Here is an 18,731-nt window from a genome sequence, read left to right as displayed (position 1 = left end):
CGCAGCACCCATTTCAACGAAATTAATTGGGGTCAGATTCCAATTAATTCTTGAATTTTTTACTTGGTTATTTAATTGGGGACAGATGAGAGCGGTCGTCCTGCCGCGGCCTTGCTGACCCGCCTGGGGGTGAGTCGCTGTAAACCTGAGACAAAGCTTTCCTCGCCCAAGGCCCAGCCGCTGAGGGTGGCTGATGTGAGCGCGTGCTGTTGTGATTGCTCAATGCCAGCCTGAACCAACTGGGCATAAGCCAGTTCACGGGCGAAGGGTGTGTTGCCCAACGACCAGTACAACGGATGGGGCGTGAGCCAAGCGTCCTGGCGGGTGCCGGTGTAATGCGCATGGCTGGACCAAGGGAAGTCGGCGGCCTGGGTCACCATGCCCGCGCGCACCGGGTTCAGATCGATATAGACCATGCAGGCCAAAAAATAGCGCTCGGTTTGAATAAGCGTCGAGCGGTAACGCCCTTCCCACAGCGTGCCGGTGCGACCGTGGCGCTGGTTGAATTGACGCACATAACTGCGTCCAACGTCTTGCATCATGAGCGGCAAGCCCTTGTCTTGGCGAGGTGTGACCAGCAAATGCAGGTGGTTGCTCATCAACACATAGGCATGCACCTCGACCTGGTGCGCCAAGGCCTGGGTTTCCAGCAGACCCAGCATGCGTTGGCGGTCGGCGGTGTCGCGAAAAATGTCTTGCCGGTTGTTGCCGCGCAAGATGACGTGGTGCGGGTGGTCGGTGAGGGTGAGGCGGGGCAGGCGGGCCATGGCGGCATGTTATCGCCCTTGGTTTGTCAGCAGTTGAGTGCGGCTTACTTTTGGCGGAAGTGACGCTTATTGCCATTGAGCACGTCATGGGGGTCAGATTCCAAATCATTCTGTGAGCCCGCGTTCTGGAAATCACGACAAGCTTGCCCGCCGCGCTGGGCTCAAACGCCGCTCACCGCCACTTCGTGGCAACGTTCGCTACACGTTTGACCCAACACGTCGGTCAAACTGGAACATCACTTCAGAAACAATTGGAATCTGACCCCAATTTCTTGCCATTTTTTGTGGCTTAACATCAGAACGAGATGAACAACGCCGCCGCAACAACCACCCCACCCAGCCTCTGGGTGCTGTGTCTTTGCGCTGAATGGTGTGGCACATGCCGCGAATACCAGCCGCTGTTCAACCAATTGGCTGCAGACATGCCGCAAGCCCGGTTTATATGGGTTGATGTGGAAGAGCATGACGACCTGCTGCAAGACTTGGACATTGAGAACTTCCCCACTTTGCTGATTGCCGACGCGCAACAACAAGCGCGGTTTGCTGGCACGGTGTTGCCGCACTTGGAGACTTTGCAGCGCATGTGCAAAGCAGCCTTGGCTGGTGACTTGCCATTGGTGACCGACGAAGAATGGTTGAATGTGGCGCCTGGCCTTTTGGCTGCCGTGGCGCACTGAATAACGACTTCCAGAATTTGCATTGAAGGCTTGGCGCGCGCCCAGCACGACCAAAGCAAAACCTTCAGGGCAACACTGAGCGCAGCAACAACGCCTGCCGCACCAGCGGCCGGAACAAGCGCAGCCAATAGAGTTTGTCGCCCAAGAGGGTGTGCAATTCGCTCACATAGTCGTCAAAGGTGCGTTGCTGATAGCGCAACAACTGCTGGCTGGCTTGGGTGTCGAGCCAATCCACGCTGTAGTCCAGCTTGCTGAAGATGCTGGAGGGCAATGGTTTTTGACCGATGAGCGCCATGACTTGGTTGAGCATGCAACCATAGGTGAGCTGACAACGTGAGCCGCCACCAATCAACCAGACCATGCCCCACAAGTTAGGTTTGTCTACGGCGTTGGCCAGTGCGTAGCCAACATCCCGCGTGTGAACAAATTCCAATCGGTTGTGTTGTGGAATCAAGAACATGGCTTTCTCAAACACCAGCTGCACGGGAATGGCAGCCGCCAAGCGAAACACCGCCCACTGCAAACCACTGTCGCGCAACAGTTGTTCGCACATCACTTTCTGCTTGGCATAGGTTTCCACCGGATTGACTGTGCAAGCTGTGGTGCGCGGTGGCGGCAAATGCTGGGTGCGGCCATACACATGCAAGGTGGAGGTGAACACAATACGCGCCGGTTGTGCCATGCGCTGCACGGCTTCGATCAGGTTGCGCATGCCGCCCACATTCACCGCATGCGCCAAGATCGGTTCTTGTTCGCTCTTGTTGCCGGTGTGGGACAACTCGGGAATGATGGCGGCCAAATGCAAGACCAACTCTTGGTTGTGCACTGCGCGTTGCACATCTTCAAACTGGCGAATGTCACCCCACACCACCTCGCAATCGACCGCGTGCTTGGCAGCCAAGCGTTGGTTGGTTCGGCTGGGCAAATCGAAACAACGCACAAGGTGACCGCGACCGGCCAAGGCCCTGAGGGTGCTTCTGCCAATGTTGCCAAAGGCGCCGGTGATGAGGATGTTCATGCAGGTCAACCCAAGGAACAGGGTTGAATACTAAACACGAACCACGAGCTGAATGCCCACAAAAATTTTCAGTTTGCAAAACTGAAACGCGATTTCAAGTTTTCCAAACCAAACTCGACCAACAAAGCGTGCAAGCGGTCTGCGGCACTTTTCTTCTTCTGGCCAGTGAACTGCGCCAAGATGAGTTCGTTTTTCATGCTGTGCTCCCAGCCGACCAACTCGGTCACGGTCACTTGGTAGCCCATAGCTTCCAGGTACAGGCAGCGCAACACATTGGTGAGTTGACTGCCGATCTCGCGGGTGTGCAGCGGGTGCCGCCACAACTCGGCCAAGGGTGTGCGCGACAAATTCAGCGCTTTGTGTTGGCGCAAATGGCTGGCCACCTCGGCTTGGCAACACGGCACCAAGGCCATGTACTGCGCCTGCTTGGCCAGACCAAAGGCGATGGCGTCGTCGGTGGCGGTGTCGCAGGCATGCAGCGCGGTCACCATGTCCACACGCTCGGGCAAGGTCTGGTCTTGCGTGGCTTGGCTGACGCTTTCGTTGATGAATTTCATGCTCTTGGCAAAACCCAATTGCTGCGCCAATTGCTGCGATGCCGCCACCAACTCGGCGCGGGTTTCAATGCCAATCACCTGCCCTACGGTATGACCCAAGGCCGCTTCTTGCGGCTTGAAAAACAAGTCGTGGATGATGAAGCCCAAATAGGATTTGCCCGCACCGTGGTCGGCCAACACCAAAGCTTGACCTTCTTTTTTTTCAGCCAACATGGCCAACAAGGGCTTTTCGATGAACTGAAACAGGTGATAAACCTGCTTGAGTTTGCGCCGTGAATCTTGGTTGAGCTTGCCCTCGCGGGTGAGGATGTGCAGGGCTTTGAGGAGTTCGATGGACTGACCCGGGCGCAAGTCCAAGTCCAAAGGCTTGTCTGCTTTGTTCACTTGTTGTTTTTTCATTCAGACGCCTTGCGCAAGTTCAATGCTGCCCACCCCTCATGCCCCATGGCCTGCAAGGTGAGGATGTTTTTATCGTAAATATGGGCCGCTTCTGGAAACGCCGCCACCGCCTTGTCGATGCTGTCTTCGCGCAGCAAATGCAGCGTGGGGTAAGGGGCGCGGTTGGTGAAGTTGCTGATGTCGTCGGCCTCAACCCCCGCAAATTGGTAGCGTGGGTGAAAGTCGGCGATTTGCAAAACACCTTCCAAATCCAGTGACTGCAAGACCGCATCGCAGTCGAACAAGAACTCGTTGAAATCCAGAAACTCGGGTAAGAGTTGCGGCGCGATCAGCAGCGTGGTGTCCAAGGCCTCGGGGTCGGCCTGGGTCAAATGCGTGAGTTCTTGCGCCAGCACCTTCAACACCGCCTCGGGGTCTGGGTCTTGGCACACCACATAACGCACCAGGTTTTTCACCACCACCGCTTTGGCAAACGGGCACAGGTTCAGGCCAATCACGGCCTTGTTCAACCAGGCTTGGGTGTCTTGAATGACTTGTTCGTCGTTCATATGGGCGCGGTCTTGCCGGTCAATCGGGCGTGTTCGCGACTGGCAAAACGGTCGGTCATGCCAGCGATGTAATCGGCCACGGCACGCGGCAGGTTGTCACGTTGGGCATGGCTGTCGGGCATGGCCTGCGGGTCGGCCACATACGCCTCAAACAATTCGCTCACCACTTGCTTGGCCCATTCGGTGGTTTGCAACACCTGGGGATGGCGGTACAACTGATGCAGCAAAAAGCGCTTCAACGAGGCTGAAGCGGCTTTCATCTCTGCGCTGAATTGCACCAAGGGCGGTAGTGTTCGCACATCATTCACCGACGCAGGCGCGTGGTGTTGCAAAGCCGCTTGGGTGCTGCGCAACACGTCATACACCTGGTAGCTCAACATGCGGCGAATGCTTTCGTACAGCAAACGACGGCCGGGAAGATGGCTGAATTCGGCTTGCACTTGTTGTCGGTAGTGCTCGAACAGGGGCACGTCTTGCAACTGCTCAAGGGTGATGAGCCCGGAGCGCACACCATCGTCAATATCGTGGGCGTTGTAGGCCATCTCATCTGCCAAGTTGCACAACTGCGCTTCCAAGCTGGGCTGGCCTTTGTGCAAAAAACGCGCACCTACACCACCGGGCTCCAGTGCCTCCAACATTTGCGCATGGCGCATCGAGCAGTGTTTCAAAATGCCTTCGCGGGTTTCAAAGCACAAATTCAGGCCATCAAACTGCGGATAGCGTTCTTCCAAACCATCGACCACACGCAGGCTTTGCAGGTTGTGCTCGAAGCCGCCATAGGGCGTCATGCATTCATTCAAAGCATCTTGGCCCGCATGACCAAAGGGGGTGTGCCCCAAGTCATGCGCCAAAGCAATGGCTTCCACCAGGTCTTCATGCAGCCCCAAGGCACGTGCCAAAGAGCGGCCAAGTTGCGCCACTTCCAAACTGTGCGTGAGCCGGGTGCGAAACAAATCACCTTCGTGGTTCAAGAACACCTGGGTTTTGTAGACCAAGCGGCGAAACGCGGTGGAGTGCACGATGCGGTCGCGGTCCCGCTGAAACGCGTTGCGTGTAGGTGCTTCGGCTTCTGGGTGGCGTCTGCCGCGTGAGGATGCAGGGTGGCAAGCAAAAGGGGCCAAGCCAAGGGATGTGGAGTCTGAAGCAGGCGCCGCGTGCAAATACAAAGCTGCGGCTTCATGTGGGCGCACGTCGGTCATGCGGCGCAACAAACCTGCAGCACCTCACGCACCAAAGCGTCAGGGGCGCCGCGCACCACCGCACTGCCTAGCTTGTCGATCAAGACAAATCGAATGTCACCCGCCTCGGCTTTCTTGTCTACGCGCATGTGGTGCAAGTAGGCCTCTGCACCAAGGTCTGGGCCGACGGTGGGCAGGCCAGCGCGGGCAATCACAGCGGTGAGGCGCTGGGTGAAAGCGGCATCGACCAAGCCCAAACGCTGCGACAAGTGGGCGGCCATGACCATGCCGCAGCCCACGGCTTCACCGTGCAACCAGACCCCAAAACCCAAACCGGCCTCGATGGCGTGGCCAAAGGTGTGGCCGAAATTCAAAATGGCGCGGATGCCGCCTTCGCGTTCGTCTTGCCCGACCACCCAAGCTTTGATCTCGCAACTGCGTTGCACCGCCTGCGCCAAGGCTTGCGGATCCCGCGCCAGCAAGTCATTCAAGTGCTGCTCGATCCAATCGAGGAAGGCCATGTCTGCAATCGGGCCGTATTTGATGACCTCGGCCAAACCGGCGCTGAGTTCGCGCGGCGGCAGTGTGTTCAAGGAAGACAAATCACACAGCACCCGTTCGGGTTGGTAGAACGCGCCCACCATGTTTTTGCCCAGCGGGTGGTTGATGGCGGTTTTGCCACCCACGGATGAATCGACTTGCGACAGCAAGGTTGTGGGCACTTGCACAAAGGGCACGCCGCGCATGTAGCAAGCAGCAGCAAAACCAGTGATGTCTCCGACCACACCGCCGCCCAAGGCAAACAACACGGTTTTGCGGTCGCAGGCTTGACCCAGCAGCACGTCAAAAATCAGCTGCAAACTTTCCCAGGTTTTGTAGGCCTCGCCATCGGGCAATGTGCATACATGCACTTTGGCGTAATGCGGCTTCAAGGCGGCTTGCAGTTGCGCCAAATACAGCGGCGCCACGGTGTCGTTGGTGACGATCAAGGCCGCCGCCGCTTTGGGCAAGTCTCGCCAAGCATCAGGGTTGGCCATGAGTCCAGGCGCGATGCGGATGTCATAACTGCGGTCACCCAGACCAATGTGCACCAGGCCAGCTTGGGGGTTGTGGGGAACGAGGCTCATGCGGTCGGGGTCTCCATGGGCAGCAGGCCCGCGAGTTCAATTTGGCTCATGATCATGGTGACCATGGTGGGAATGCGGGGGCGGCTGGTTTCAATGACGAAGTGGGCTGCGGCTTGGTAGAACGGGTCACGCTGCTCGAACAAGTCGACCAACTTGGTCTTGGGGTCGTCCACTTGCAGCAAAGGTCGTTGGGTGTCGTGGCGCAGTCGGCGAAACAATTCATCGGGCTGCACGCGCAAATAAATCACCTTGGTGCGTTCGCGCAACAAGTCGCGGTTGGCTTCGCGCAAAACAGCACCCCCGCCAGTGGCCATGACGCCGCACGGCGTTTTTGTCATGTCATCCAGCACCTGGGCTTCAATGTCGCGGAATGCCACTTCGCCTTCACGCTCGAAAAAATCGCGGATGCTGCAACCGATGCGCAATTCAATGACCTGGTCGGTGTCGACAAAGCCCACGCCCAATTTGCGGGCGAGCTGTCTGCCAACTGTGGATTTGCCGCTGCCGGGCATGCCTACCAATGCCAACACGATAGATGCTTTCTCAAGGCGCAGGGGCACCTTGCTGAAGCATTTTAGGGCTTAGGAATATCAACAACTCTTGCTTGCTGTGGCGGCGTGTGCGGTTGCCAAACAACCATGAGAAACCGGGCATTTCGCGCAAGCCCGGCACACCGGCACGGTTGCTGTTCTCAGAGGTTTCGTAAATGCCGCCAATCATGACCGTGCCACCATCCTCGACCCGCACCTGGGTGCTGACATGCTTGGTGTCAATGGCAAACCCTGCAGGCGTGCTTTGCCCGACGCTGTCTTTGTGCACTTGCAAATTCATGGTGATGCTGCCGTCGGGTGTGATTTGAGGGGTCACCTCTAGACGCAAATTGGCTTTGCGAAAGGCGATGGACACTGCGCCATTGGCGCCTGCGAGTTGGTAGGGCAACTCGGTGCCCTGCTCGATGACGGCCTTGGATTGATCGGCAGTGACCAGCTTGGGGCTGGCCACCACGCGTCCTAAACCCTCGGCTTCCAAGGCGGAGAGTTCTATCCCCAATCGGCGGCTGTGGCTGGCGTTGAAAAGCGACAGCGCCACATTGGCGGCATCGGCGCCTTGAAAGCCACTGGCTGGCAAGTTCAGATTCGCAGCACCACTGTTGGTCATCAAGCGCACACCCAATGACGTTGCAAAGTTGTCTGACGCTTCCACGATACGGGCTTCGATCAAGACTTGGCGTTGCGGCACATCGATGCGTTGAATCAACAAGGCCACTTGCGCCAAACGCTCGGGGACATCGGTGACAAACAACTGATTGGTGCGCTCATCGACCATGGCGCTGCCCCGCTGACTCAGCAGTCTCGGTGCAGCCATCCCTGCCGGGGGCAAGGCTGGGCCACTGAGCAAGGGACCGATCATGTCGACCGCTTTGGCATAGTTCAAGCTGAAGGCTTGGGTTCGCAAAGGCTCCAACACTTGAACCGCCGCTTTGGCCTCCAAGGCCACTTTGTCACGCGCCCCCAACTCGGCCAGCGGCGCCACCCAAATCACATCCCCTTCTCGCTGCTGGCCCAAGCCTTTGCTTTGCAAGATGGTGTGCAGCGCTTGGTCCCAAGGCACGTCTTGCAAGCGCAGGCTCAGGCTGCCACTCACGTTGTCGGCCAAGACCAGGTTGACGCCACTGAAATCGGCCAACAGTTGCAGGGCTGCACGCAAGTCAATTTTTTGAAACTGCATGCTGATGGGCGCCCCGCTGAACACCTGTGTGGCATGTGCTGACGCCCACACACAGCTGCAACACACCAGCCCCAGGCACCATCGTTTGAGATGAGCCTGGCTCGAGGCCACGGTCTGGAGAAAACCACACGGCTGGGCTGTCATGGTGAACCGCCGCTTGGAAAGCGCGTGGTCTGGGGCTGCCATCGCCCCACAGGACTGACACGCCATTCACGCAACACCAGATGGTCTGGGGCGATGTGCACGACCTGACCCCAATCTTGCCCCATGGACTGCCCCAACTGCAATCTGTGAATCAAGCCGCCGTGCATCACCAAGGCTTGGGGCTGACCGGCTTTGGACAACATGCCCATCCATTGCATTTCATGCACCGGCTGCCCCTGTAAACCCAGGCTTGGCCAGTGCTGCGACACCGCCGGGGGCAACGCCATGGCCAAGCCATTGACTGCAAACAAGTTGTGGCGCACTGGGGCCCCATCCCGAGCCCGCGCGATGGTGACCGCGGTTTTCAGGTGGCCAGCTGTGGCCCCCTTGGCGCTTGGTCGCACGGCCGACGTCTTGTCTGCGTCGCGGGTCCACTGCCAATGCATTTGCAACAGCACAGGCGGTGGACGGCTGGTGCTTGGCAAGCCAGACGATGGCTCGGTGGATTCAGCGGTGGCGGGTTCTTCCAAGCGTTGGAGGTCCAATGACAGCAGACGTTGCTGCGGCAAATGCACCGCCAGCTTTTGACAGGCCGCCAGCAATTGGGACAAGGAGCCGCGCCATTGACCACCCTCTTCATTGACGCCTTGCAGCTGCAGACCGTGCTGTTGCGCCAGCTTCAACATGCGGGATTGGGTGTCGCGTTCATCCATGTTGGGCACAGGCTGCCACGCAGGCCAAGGCCCGCCGAAGGGATGGGCTTGCGTTTGCAATTGGGTTTGCACCCTTTGCATCTGCTGCAATTGCTGATGCAACTGTGCACGATGCTGTGCTTGTTCGCTTGCCAACTCGGCCGCATGCCACCATTCTTGCCAGGCTTGCGCGGACCAAAGTCCACTGCCCACTGCGCTCAGACACAGGCCGACAAGACTCAGCAACAAGGCCTGGGCCGCCAATGGCCAGGCGTGCCAGACATGCCAATGGGTGCGCCATTGCGGCCAAGGTGAACGCCAACCGCGTGTGTTCATGAGCCTGCACCCAAGACCTCGAGTCGGCCCTCTAAAACAAATGCGTGTTGACGCATGGCCAAGCCATCGACATGCCGCCACTGCGCTTCATGCCACTCCACACGTTGCAGCTGCAACGCGTCTTGCCACGCTTGGACATGCGCTGCACTGACGGCCCAACCACGAATACGCACTTGTTTGTCTTGCCAGGTCAGCTGCGTCATTTGCACCCCCTGCGGTGGCAAAGCCAAGATGCGGGTCAAAACCCGCCAAGCCTGCTGTTGCTGCTGCTGCCACTGCAAGCCCTCGGCCTTCAATTGCTGCGCTTGACGAAGCCGACCTTGCCACAGCGGCGCATCGGCCAAACGTGTTTTCAGGTGCGCTTGTTCTTGTGTCCATTGAAGTTGTTGCTGGGCATGTTGTTGCTGCCAAGATTGCAAATGCTGGTCCATGAAGGCCACCAAACTGGTGCTCAGGCTCAGCATCAAAGCCGTTCCCCAGCCCCAGCGGCGCAAGGCTGATTGACGGCGGCGCTCGCGCCAAGGCATCAAGTTCAGGCCACTCATGGCGTCACCGCACCCAATGCCAAGCCACCCAACACAGCCTGTTGTTGAATGCTCAAGACGTCTGCCAATGTCTCGGCAGCCGGGTTGTTGTGTTGTTGCGAGAACAACTGCCAGCGGGAACTGGCTTGCCACGGTGGCTCAAGCCGGACCAATTGCAAGCCCGCCGCCCGACACCATTGTTCGCAAGTGTTGACCCATGCCCGGGTGATGACCAACACATCGGCGCTGAGTGTGGATTGGGTTTGCATGGCAGCTTGCAACCACGCCGGTTGGTTGCCGGGTAGCGGGCTGGCGGTGGCTTTGTGAACGCTGATTTCAAAGTCCCAGACCGCGTCAGTCAGGGGAAGCGTCAGCAGGCCGGTGAGTTGTGCGGCAATGGCCTGGTGCATTTGCCGTGCACTGAGCCCAGCGTCCAGCGTCAAGCTGAAGCGTTGAAGCTCGGCTTCTGGCACGGCCAAAGCCGTGGCTTGTGCTTGAAAACCACTTGTCGCCAAGGCTTGACGCACCAGACCGGCAGGCGGCCAGGCAACCCCAGTTCCGGGTGGCTCAAAAGAACAACCCTGCCAATGCCAGGCGCAGTGCTGGCCGCTTTCTCCGGTTGAGGATGGGCTTTGCGCCATGGCCACGCCGTTGTCCGTCATCAACAAGCCCAATCCGCGCTTGGGCACGCGCCAACCCCACAGCCTTGTCATGTGTTTCTCCTTGATGTGTTGAACCATGGCGCAGGTTGTAAATCTCGGTTCTACTTGGCGGGTTAAGCTGCACTGGCGTTTTTTTTACAATCCACTTCATCTGATCTACGCGGCTTTCACGCCGGTCCCTGTCCATGCCCCCTCGAACCCCCGCTGCTGAGCAACGCAAAGCAGACGCTTCACCCACCCCTGCCAATAATTTATGGCGGGTTCTGGCAAGCTTTTTTGTCTGGTTTCTGGGTTTGTCTGCCGCAGGTGCGGTTGCCATCATGCTGCTGGTGAGTGTGGCTTTGGCCATGGCCTACCCCCAGTTGCCCGACATTTCCGAATTGGCTGATTACCGGCCCAAGTTGTCGATGCGGGTGTTCTCGGTCGAGGGCAAAGTGATTGGTGAGTTTGGCGAAGAGCGGCGCAAGCTCGTGCCCTTCAAGGACATTCCTGCAGTGGTGAAAAACGCGGTCTTGTCCATCGAAGATGCCCGCTTTTACAGACACGGTGGTGTCGATTACATCGGCTTGGCTCGCGCCAGCTTGGCCAATGTCGGCAACGCCAAAAGTCAAGGTGCGTCCACCATCACCATGCAAGTGGCCCGCAACGTGTACCTCACGTCCGAGAAAACCTTCACCCGCAAAATTTACGAACTGCTGCTGACCTACAAGCTTGAACATCTGCTCAGCAAAGACCAGATTTTTGAAATTTACTTGAATCAAATTTTTTTAGGCCACCGGGCCTATGGTTTCGCGGCTGCGGCTGAAACTTATTTTGGTAAACCGATCCAGTCCTTGAGCATTGCGGAAGCGGCCATGCTGGCAGGCTTGCCCAAGGCCCCTTCCGCTTTCAACCCGATCAACAACCCCAAGCGTGCGCGTTCACGCCAGCTCTACATCATCGAGCGCATGCTGGAGAACGGCTTCATTACCGAGGAAGAGGCGCAGGCTGCCAAAACGGAAGAGTTGAAGATCCGCAGCCTGACCAGTTACACCAGCACGCATGCCGAGTACGTGGCAGAGATGGCACGGCAACTCATGTTTGCCCAATACGGTCCTGACATTTACACCCGTGGCTTGAGCGTGCACACCACCATCAAGGCTGCCGACCAAGAAGTGGCTTACCAAGCACTGCGTCGCGGCATCTTGGACTACGAGTTGCGCCAGATTTACCGCGGCCCCGAGAAGTTCATCACCTTGCCCACGCAGCCGCGTGAGCTGGAGGATGCCATTGACGATGCGCTGATTGAGGCAGGCGACAAAGGCGATTTGCTGGCGGCCGTGGTGCTTGAAGTGGCGCCCAAAAAAGTGCGCGTCATGCGGCAAAACAGCGAAATGCTGGAAATCACTGGCGATGGATTGAAGCCGGTTCAATCGGGTTTGGCCGACAAAGCGCCTCCCAACATCAAAATTCGACCCGGCGCTGTGGTGCGGGTGGCCCAAACCCCCAAAGGCGATTGGGCCTTGACGCAACTGCCTGAAGTTGAGGGTGCATTTGTGGCCATGGATCCGAATGATGGTGCGATTCGCGCTTTGGTCGGCGGTTTTGATTTCGACAAGAACAAGTTCAACCACGTGACGCAGGCATGGCGTCAACCTGGATCAAGCTTCAAACCATTCATTTATTCTGCCGCCTTGGAAAAAGGGCTCACACCCGCGACCATGGTCAATGATGCGCCTTTGTTTTTTGATGCCAGCGAAACAGGCAGCCAAGCGTGGGAGCCGAAAAACTACGACGGTAAATTTGAGGGCGTCATGCCCCTGAAGACCGCTTTGGCCAAATCAAAAAACATGGTGTCTATCCGCATTCTGCAAGCGGTGGGACCCCAAGCCGCGCAAAGTTGGGTTGGCCGCTTTGGCTTTGACACCGACAAACACCCGCCCTTTTTGACCATGGCTTTGGGCGCCGGTTCGGTCACCCCTTTGCAAGTCGCGTTGGGCTACTCGGTGTTTGCCAACGGCGGCTACCTGGTCAAGCCCTACCTGATCACCAAAGTGACCGACCCCATGGGCAAGGTGTTGTCCAACTACACCCCCATCGAGTTGGACGAACGCTCCCGCGCCATCGAACCGCGCAACGCGTTTTTGATGAGCCATTTGTTGCAAGAAGTCACGCTTTCGGGCACTGCGGCCAAAGCGCAGCAAGTGTTAAAGCGCAGCGATATTTATGGCAAAACCGGCACCACCAACGACTCGATGGACGCTTGGTTTGCGGGCTACAACCACAGCTTGACGGCGGTGACATGGATTGGCTATGACACGCCGCGCAAACTCGGTGACCGCGAAACCGGCGGTGGTTTGAGCCTGCCGGTGTGGATCACCTACATGCAGCATGCTTTGAAAAACGTACCCGTGTCTGGCATGCCTGTGCCTGCTGGTGTGGTGTTTGAGGGCAATGATTGGTTCTACGATGAATACACCCACAGCAGCGGTGTCACCAGCTTGGGCGTGGATGGCAAGCCGCCCGAGGCAGAAACGCCCACCGCAGACCCTGAGAAAAAGAAAATCTTGGATTTGTTCAAAGAGTGAATCAGGCCCCTTGAAACGCCAAGGGCAAACCTGATTGCACTGTGGCGTCAGCACTGAGCTGTTGCCAAAACTCGCCCTGCCCCTTGGTGTCTTGCCAATGTTGGCCGTCAAAGCGGTAGTGGTAACCGCCGCTCTTGGCGGCCAACCACACCTCTTGCAAGGGGCGCTGCAAGTTCACAATGATTTGACTGCGGTTGGCGAAGGTGAGCGTGATCATTCCGCCCACACGTTGGTTGTCGATATCATTGTCGGCATCGTCGTTCAAACGGTCGCAAGCGGCTTCCAAGGCTTGCAACAAGGCTTCGGCGTGGTTGGAGAATTCAAGGTCGGTCATGCAATCAGTAGGTTGAGGTGGTGTTCTTGGCTGGGCATCGGCGTGCACAAAGCGGCTCGTTACAATTTCTCCGATGAAAAAACCGATTCTAGGCAGGCTGTTAGTCCTTGCATGCGGCATGGCCTTGATGCTGCAAGCCTGTGGTCAAAAGGGTCCTTTGTTCATTCCCACCGACCCGGATGCCAAAGACCGGGCGCAGTTCCCCCAAGTGTTGATCCCCCCGCCACCATGAACCCCAACCTGCCCGGCTCTCCTTTTTTAGCCTACCGCAACAGCGTCTTGCACCTTGAAGACTTGCGTTTGCAAGACTTGGCGGCCCAACACGGCACGCCCTTGTTTGTCTATTCCAAAGCCGCCATGTTGTCGGCCCTTGCGGCGTACCAACGCGGCTTTCAAGGACGCCGCGCCAAAGTGCACTACGCCATGAAAGCCAACTCATCGCTGGCGGTGTTGCAAGTGTTCGCCCAAGCCGGTTGTGGCTTTGACATTGTGTCGGGTGGTGAACTTGAACGCGTTCTGGCTGCTGGTGGTCAGGCTCAAGATGTGATTTTTTCGGGTGTGGGCAAAACCCGCGCAGAGATGCGCCAAGCTTTGCAGGCTGGCATTTCATGCTTCAACGTGGAAAGCGAAGCCGAGTTGGATGTGCTCAATGAGGTGGCGCTGTCTTGCGGCACAACTGCCCCGGTGAGTTTGCGCGTCAACCCCAACGTGGACCCCAAAACACACCCCTATATTTCCACTGGCCTCAAAGGCAACAAGTTTGGCGTGGCCCATGAGCGCACCCTGCAGGCCTACCAACATGCGGCCGCCTTGCCGGGCTTGAAAGTGGTGGGCATCGACTGCCACATCGGTTCGCAAATCACCACCATCGAGCCCTATGTGGATGCGGTCGACAAGGTGCTGGATTTGGTGGTGCAGATTGAAGCCGCGGGCATTCCCATCCACCATCTGGACTTTGGCGGCGGCTTGGGCATTGATTACAACGGCGACACGCCACCGGCGGCCGATGCGCTGTGGGCGCGTTTGTTGGCGCGTTTGGACGAACGTGGTTTTGGCGATCGGCAATTGATGATCGAGCCTGGTCGTTCGCTGGTGGGCAATGCAGGCGTGTGCCTCAGCGAGGTGCAGTTTTTGAAGCCTGGTGAAACCAAAAACTTTTGCATCATTGACGCTGCCATGAACGACCTGCCGCGCCCCGCCATGTACGAGGCCTTCCATCAAATCGTGCCGCTCTCGGTGCGCAGTGGTTCGGCTGCGGTGTATGACGTGGTCGGCCCCGTGTGTGAAAGCGGTGATTGGATTGGCCGTGACCGATCGCTGTCCGTGCAAGCCGGTGACTTGTTGGCCGTGCTGTCGGCGGGCGCGTATTGCATGAGCATGGCCAGCAATTACAACACCCGTGGTCGCGCCGCTGAAGTGTTGGTGGACGGCGCACAAGCGCATTTGATTCGCCAGCGTGAGAGTGTGCAAGACCAAATGCGGGGCGAGCAGCTGGTGCCTTGATCAGCGCTGGGGCATTCAGCGCTGTCGCCACCACCAGACCCGCCAAGCCATCAAGCCGCCGAGGATGGCGGCATAGACCCAGACTTCAGCAAAGTCGTTTTTGCCAGTGCGCATCCAAAAGAAATGCAGCACCGACAACAAAGCGGCGGCATAGACCAACCGATGCAATGCTTGCCAACGGCGACCGCCCAGCCTGCGGATGGCGGTGTTGAATGAGGTGGCGGCCAGCGGCAGCATCAACACCCAGGCTGAAAAACCCAGCCAAATGAAGGGCCGCTTGAGGATGTCGCGCCAAATGTCTGTGAGATCAAAACCTTGGTCGAACCAGGCGTAGCACAGCAGGTGCACACAGGCATACACGAACGTGGCCACACCCACGGTGCGGCGCAAGCGCAGCAAGCCCGGCGCTTGCAACATCACGCGGAATGGCGTGATGGCCAACACCAGACACAGACCGCGCAGTGTCCAGTCACCGGTTTGTCGGCTCAGGGCTTCGGCCGGATTGGGGCCCAACAGGTTGTTGAATGTTGCGTAAACCAACCACGCCATGGGCAGCGCCAGCAGCAGTGCCAACACCGGTTTGGCCCCGGCTGACAACAAGGCGTTGCGCCAGTTCATGCTCAGAAGTTTTTGGCCAAATCCATGCCTGCGTACAACTGGCCCACTTGCGCTTCGTAGCCATTGAACATCAGGGTTTTGCGTTTCTTGGTGAGCAAGCCGTCTTCGCCAATGCGGCGTTCGGTGGCCTGGCTCCAACGCGGATGGTCCACATTCGGATTCACATTGGAATAAAAGCCGTATTCATTCGCTGCGGCTTTGTTCCAAGCGGTGGCGGGTTGTTTGTCGGTGAAACGGATTTTCACAATGCTCTTGGCGTTTTTAAAACCGTATTTCCAAGGCACGTTCAAGCGCACGGGTGCGCCATTTTGTTTGGGCAACACCTCGCCATACAAACCAAAGGTGAGCAGCGTGAGCGGGTGCATCGCCTCGTCCATGCGCAAGCCTTCCACATAGGGCCAACTCAGCACCCGCGAGCCCACATAGGGCATGGTTTTCGGGTCGGCCAGCGTGACGAACTCGACGAATTTGGCGGTGCCCAAGGGCTCCACCCGTTTGATCAGTTCCGACAGCGAATAACCCACCCAAGGCATCACCATCGACCAGCCTTCGACACAGCGCATGCGGTAGATACGCTCTTCCATGGCGCTGACTTTGAGCAAGTCTTCCAGGTTGATGCGACCCGGTTTTTTCACCATGCCTTCAATCTCGACACTCCAAGGTGAAATGACAAAATTTTTGACATTGCGCACTGGGTCGAGTTTGTCGGTGCCGAACTCGTAGAAGTTGTTGTAGGTGGTGGCGTCTTTGTAGGGTGTGAGCGTGTCCGTCGCCATGGCCGCTGCCACTTGGGATGGCTTGCTTGGCAAGGGTGGCAATTCGCCGGGGCGGGCGGTTTGCGCTTGTGCCTCAAGACCTGCCGCTGCCAGCCCGGACAAACCGGCGCTGAGCAACCACTGTCGGCGGTTTTGGTAGACCTCTGGCGACGTGATTTCGCTGGGTACGGGATGGACAAAGCCATCTTCAAAGGTTTTGATCAACATGCATGGGCTCCTGGAATGAAAAAAGGCTGGCACCAGGCCAGCCTTTGCAATGGTGCGGGGTGAATTTAATTCAAACCGGCGATGTAGTCAGCGACCGCTTTGATTTCCCGGTCATTCAACTTGGCGGCCACTTGGTTCATTTGCAAACTGTTTTTGCGCACGCCGTCACGGAACTGGGTGAGTTGAGACACGGTGTAGTCGGCATGTTGGCCGCTCAAACGAGGGTATTGGGCTGGGATGCCTGCGCCATTGGGACTGTGGCAACCGGCGCAAGCGGGGATTTGGCGGTCGGCGATGCCGCCACGGTAGATTTTTTCACCCAAGGTGGCCAGTTCTTTGTCTTTGGCGAAGCCGGGCTTGGCCTTGGCGCTGCCCAAATAGGCGCCAATGTTGCGCATGTCGTCGTCGCTCAAGGCGGTGGCAAAGCCCAACATGACGGCGTTGGCACGCTTGCCCGATTTGAATTCAGCCAACTGCTTGGCGGTGTATTCGGGGTGTTGTTGAGACAACTTCGGGTAGGCGGGCGTGCCAGAGTTGCCATCGGGACCATGACAGGCCACGCATGCGGCGTTGTACAGGGCAGCGCCTTTGGCAGGGTCGGCTTTGGGGGCGGCTGACGGTTGAGCAGCCTGAACAAATGAAAAAACGCCGAAACAAGCGGCGGACAACAGCAAACGGGCAAACAAAGTCATGGCAATCCGGTGTTTAAAGGTTTGACCATGATTCTACAATGCACCCCTGCGCCCATTCGGGGTGCGAACAAAGAATCACCCTATGGCCATTCTCCTCCCCGTTGTTGATGCGGCGCACGCAGACCGCGTTAAACAAGCCGTGGGCTGGCTGCACACCGCCCGTTTCATGACCACGGCCGCCCAATTGCACCATTTGCCGGCCTACCAGCAGCCCGAAATTGCCTTTGTGGGGCGCTCCAATGCGGGTAAATCGACCTGTATCAATGTCCTGACCCAGCAGCGCCAGCTGGCCTATGCCTCCAAAACCCCGGGCCGTACCCAGCACATCAACCTGTTTGCGCTGGGTCGGCAAAACCAGACCGACGCGGTGCTGGCCGACCTGCCCGGCTACGGCTACGCCGCCGTGCCCAAGGCGGACAAGGTGCGTTGGCAACGGGTCATGGCCAACTATTTGATGACCCGCGACAACCTCAAAGGCGTGGTGCTGCTTTGCGACCCGCGATTGGGCGTGACCGAGCTGGATGAAATCTTGCTCGAAGTCATTCGCCCCAAGGTGGAAGAAGGCCTGAAGTTCATGATGCTGCTCACCAAGTCGGACAAACTCAACCGCACCGAGGGCGACAAAGCCTTGTCGATTGCCAAATTGCAGTCGGGCGGCGGCGAGGCGCATTTGTTTTCCGCGCTGAAAAAGAAAGGCGTGGAAGAGGTGAGTTTGAAACTGTGGGACTGGACCCACCCCGAACAGGCAGTCGCATGATCCGCGAACAACGCCTAGACCTGCCCCACGGCATCAGCCTGAACTGCCGCTTGGCAGGCACGCCCGGCCAGCCCTTGATGCTGTTTTTGCATGGCTTTCCCGAAGCAGCGTTTGTGTGGGACGAGCTGCTGACCCATTTCAGCCAAGCAGAGAACGGCGGCTATTTTTGTGTGGCACCGAATTTGCGCGGCTATGCCGGTTCGAGCAGCCCCACCGACGTGAGCGCCTACCGGGCCAAGCATTTGGTGCAAGACATTGCGGCCCTGAAAACCGCCTTGGGCTGTGAGGGCCCGATGGCCGCCTTGGTGGCACACGACTGGGGCGGTGCTGTGGCCTGGAATTTTGCCAACCAACATCCCAAGCTGTTGCAGCGCTTGGTCATCATCAACTCGCCCCACCCCGGCACGTTTTTGCGTGAACTGCAAAGCAGCCCCGCGCAACAAGCCTCGAGCGCTTACATGAATTTCCTGATTCGACCCGACGCAGAAGCGCTGTTGGCCGAAGACGACTACCGCCGTTTGTGGGCGTTTTTCACCAACATGGGTGCCGACACCGGCCCACACGCTTGGTTGACCACGACTGAAAAAGACAAGTACCGCGCGGTGTGGAACCAGGGCCTGACAGGCGCACTGAATTACTACCGCGCCTCGCCCCTGCGACCACCGCGTGCGGAAGACCCCGCAGCCCAAGCCATCAGCTTGCCCGCCGAGATGCTACACATTGGTGTGCCCACCCTGGTGATTTGGGGCATGCAAGACATCGCTTTGCCACCTGGACTGATTGAAGGTTTAGAGGCTTATGTGCCGCAACTCACGCTGCACAAAATTGAAGAAGGCACGCATTGGTTGGTGCATGAGCAACCGGGGCGGGTGGCGGGGTTGATTCAAATTCATGCTTCCAGTCTTTAAGATATAGCTAAT

General features: G+C 57.9%; 21 protein-coding genes. 6 read left to right on the top strand and 15 right to left on the bottom strand.

The window, feature by feature from the left end; translation table 11 throughout:
• Positions 1-71 precede the first annotated feature (71 nt).
• Positions 72-767, bottom strand: coding sequence for an REP-associated tyrosine transposase (locus AC8GFP_RS04780; protein WP_506610795.1), 696 nt, complete (start codon positions 765-767; stop codon positions 72-74).
• Between the two features lie 305 nt (positions 768-1,072).
• Between AC8GFP_RS04780 and AC8GFP_RS04775 the strand changes: the two genes are divergently transcribed.
• On the top strand, positions 1,073-1,444 hold the full coding sequence (locus AC8GFP_RS04775) for a thioredoxin family protein (protein WP_506610793.1): 372 nt from the start codon (positions 1,073-1,075) through the stop codon (positions 1,442-1,444).
• A gap of 64 nt (positions 1,445-1,508) precedes the next feature.
• Here the strand turns inward: AC8GFP_RS04775 and AC8GFP_RS04770 are convergent, their stop codons facing one another.
• The 10 genes from AC8GFP_RS04770 to AC8GFP_RS04725 form a co-directional block, all read right to left on the bottom strand.
• Positions 1,509-2,462 (bottom strand): NAD-dependent epimerase/dehydratase family protein, encoded by a 954-nt coding sequence (locus tag AC8GFP_RS04770; protein ID WP_506610790.1) that lies wholly within the window; start codon positions 2,460-2,462, stop codon positions 1,509-1,511.
• Between the two features lie 68 nt (positions 2,463-2,530).
• Entirely contained in the window at positions 2,531-3,418 is an 888-nt protein-coding gene (locus tag AC8GFP_RS04765; protein ID WP_506610788.1) for a class I SAM-dependent methyltransferase, read from the bottom strand.
• Positions 3,415-3,966, bottom strand: coding sequence for a DUF1415 domain-containing protein (locus tag AC8GFP_RS04760; protein WP_506610786.1), 552 nt, complete (start codon positions 3,964-3,966; stop codon positions 3,415-3,417). The genes AC8GFP_RS04765 and AC8GFP_RS04760 overlap by 4 nt, the downstream gene beginning before the upstream one ends.
• Positions 3,963-5,165: a deoxyguanosinetriphosphate triphosphohydrolase gene (locus AC8GFP_RS04755; RefSeq protein WP_506610784.1), complete on the bottom strand. Its 1,203-nt coding sequence runs from the start codon at positions 5,163-5,165 to the stop codon at positions 3,963-3,965. Before AC8GFP_RS04755 ends, AC8GFP_RS04760 begins: the two co-directional genes overlap by 4 nt.
• Positions 5,162-6,271, bottom strand: a complete 1,110-nt coding sequence (gene aroB, locus AC8GFP_RS04750) for a 3-dehydroquinate synthase (RefSeq protein ID WP_506610782.1) — start codon at positions 6,269-6,271, stop codon at positions 5,162-5,164. The genes AC8GFP_RS04755 and aroB overlap by 4 nt, the downstream gene beginning before the upstream one ends.
• A complete protein-coding gene (locus AC8GFP_RS04745) occupies positions 6,268-6,804 on the bottom strand; it encodes a shikimate kinase (RefSeq protein ID WP_506611408.1) in 537 nt (178 codons plus the stop codon). The genes aroB and AC8GFP_RS04745 overlap by 4 nt, the downstream gene beginning before the upstream one ends.
• Positions 6,805-6,814: 10 nt before the next feature.
• A complete protein-coding gene (locus AC8GFP_RS04740; protein ID WP_506610780.1) occupies positions 6,815-7,999 on the bottom strand; it encodes a type IV pilus secretin PilQ in 1,185 nt (394 codons plus the stop codon).
• Positions 8,000-8,139: 140 nt separating this feature from the next.
• Complete coding sequence (locus AC8GFP_RS04735) at positions 8,140-9,171, bottom strand: pilus assembly protein PilP (protein WP_506610778.1); 1,032 nt, start codon at positions 9,169-9,171, stop codon at positions 8,140-8,142.
• Entirely contained in the window at positions 9,168-9,716 is a 549-nt protein-coding gene (locus tag AC8GFP_RS04730) for a PilN family protein (RefSeq protein ID WP_506610776.1), read from the bottom strand. The genes AC8GFP_RS04735 and AC8GFP_RS04730 overlap by 4 nt, the downstream gene beginning before the upstream one ends.
• Positions 9,713-10,408 carry a hypothetical protein gene (locus AC8GFP_RS04725; RefSeq protein ID WP_506610774.1) on the bottom strand — a complete coding sequence of 232 codons (696 nt, stop codon included), beginning with the start codon at positions 10,406-10,408 and terminating at the stop codon, positions 9,713-9,715. Before AC8GFP_RS04725 ends, AC8GFP_RS04730 begins: the two co-directional genes overlap by 4 nt.
• A gap of 134 nt (positions 10,409-10,542) precedes the next feature.
• On the opposite strand from AC8GFP_RS04725, the gene AC8GFP_RS04720 reads away from it, so the two are divergent.
• Positions 10,543-12,924 carry a penicillin-binding protein 1A gene (locus tag AC8GFP_RS04720; RefSeq protein WP_506610772.1) on the top strand — a complete coding sequence of 794 codons (2,382 nt, stop codon included), beginning with the start codon at positions 10,543-10,545 and terminating at the stop codon, positions 12,922-12,924.
• A 1-nt stretch (position 12,925) separates the two neighbouring features.
• On the opposite strand, the gene cyaY is transcribed toward AC8GFP_RS04720, so the two are convergent.
• Positions 12,926-13,258 (bottom strand): iron donor protein CyaY, encoded by a 333-nt coding sequence (gene cyaY / locus AC8GFP_RS04715; RefSeq protein WP_506610770.1) that lies wholly within the window; start codon positions 13,256-13,258, stop codon positions 12,926-12,928.
• Positions 13,259-13,331: 73 nt separating this feature from the next.
• Here cyaY and lptM point away from each other — a divergent pair, with 73 nt between their 5' ends.
• Positions 13,332-13,490, top strand: a complete 159-nt coding sequence (gene lptM / locus AC8GFP_RS04710) for an LPS translocon maturation chaperone LptM (RefSeq protein WP_506610768.1) — start codon at positions 13,332-13,334, stop codon at positions 13,488-13,490.
• Positions 13,487-14,761: a diaminopimelate decarboxylase gene (gene lysA / locus AC8GFP_RS04705; RefSeq protein WP_506610767.1), complete on the top strand. Its 1,275-nt coding sequence runs from the start codon at positions 13,487-13,489 to the stop codon at positions 14,759-14,761. The genes lptM and lysA overlap by 4 nt, the downstream gene beginning before the upstream one ends.
• Positions 14,762-14,776: 15 nt before the next feature.
• On the opposite strand, the gene msrQ is transcribed toward lysA, so the two are convergent.
• The 3 genes from msrQ to AC8GFP_RS04690 form a co-directional block, all read right to left on the bottom strand.
• Positions 14,777-15,379, bottom strand: a complete 603-nt coding sequence (gene msrQ, locus AC8GFP_RS04700; protein ID WP_506610765.1) for a protein-methionine-sulfoxide reductase heme-binding subunit MsrQ — start codon at positions 15,377-15,379, stop codon at positions 14,777-14,779.
• Positions 15,380-15,381: 2 nt separating this feature from the next.
• Positions 15,382-16,362, bottom strand: coding sequence for a protein-methionine-sulfoxide reductase catalytic subunit MsrP (gene msrP, locus AC8GFP_RS04695; RefSeq protein WP_506610763.1), 981 nt, complete (start codon positions 16,360-16,362; stop codon positions 15,382-15,384).
• A 65-nt stretch (positions 16,363-16,427) separates the two neighbouring features.
• Positions 16,428-17,054, bottom strand: a complete 627-nt coding sequence (locus tag AC8GFP_RS04690; RefSeq protein ID WP_506610760.1) for a c-type cytochrome — start codon at positions 17,052-17,054, stop codon at positions 16,428-16,430.
• A gap of 82 nt (positions 17,055-17,136) precedes the next feature.
• Here AC8GFP_RS04690 and yihA point away from each other — a divergent pair, with 82 nt between their 5' ends.
• Complete coding sequence (gene yihA / locus AC8GFP_RS04685) at positions 17,137-17,811, top strand: ribosome biogenesis GTP-binding protein YihA/YsxC (protein ID WP_506610758.1); 675 nt, start codon at positions 17,137-17,139, stop codon at positions 17,809-17,811.
• Positions 17,808-18,719, top strand: a complete 912-nt coding sequence (locus tag AC8GFP_RS04680; protein ID WP_506610756.1) for an alpha/beta fold hydrolase — start codon at positions 17,808-17,810, stop codon at positions 18,717-18,719. The genes yihA and AC8GFP_RS04680 overlap by 4 nt, the downstream gene beginning before the upstream one ends.
• Positions 18,720-18,731 lie beyond the last annotated feature (12 nt).

The sequence above is a fragment of the Limnohabitans simekii (SeqCode) genome (assembly GCF_965234735.1).
Lineage (GTDB): Bacteria > Pseudomonadota > Gammaproteobacteria > Burkholderiales > Burkholderiaceae_C > Limnohabitans > Limnohabitans simekii.
This window is presented reverse-complemented; position numbering and strand designations above follow the sequence as displayed.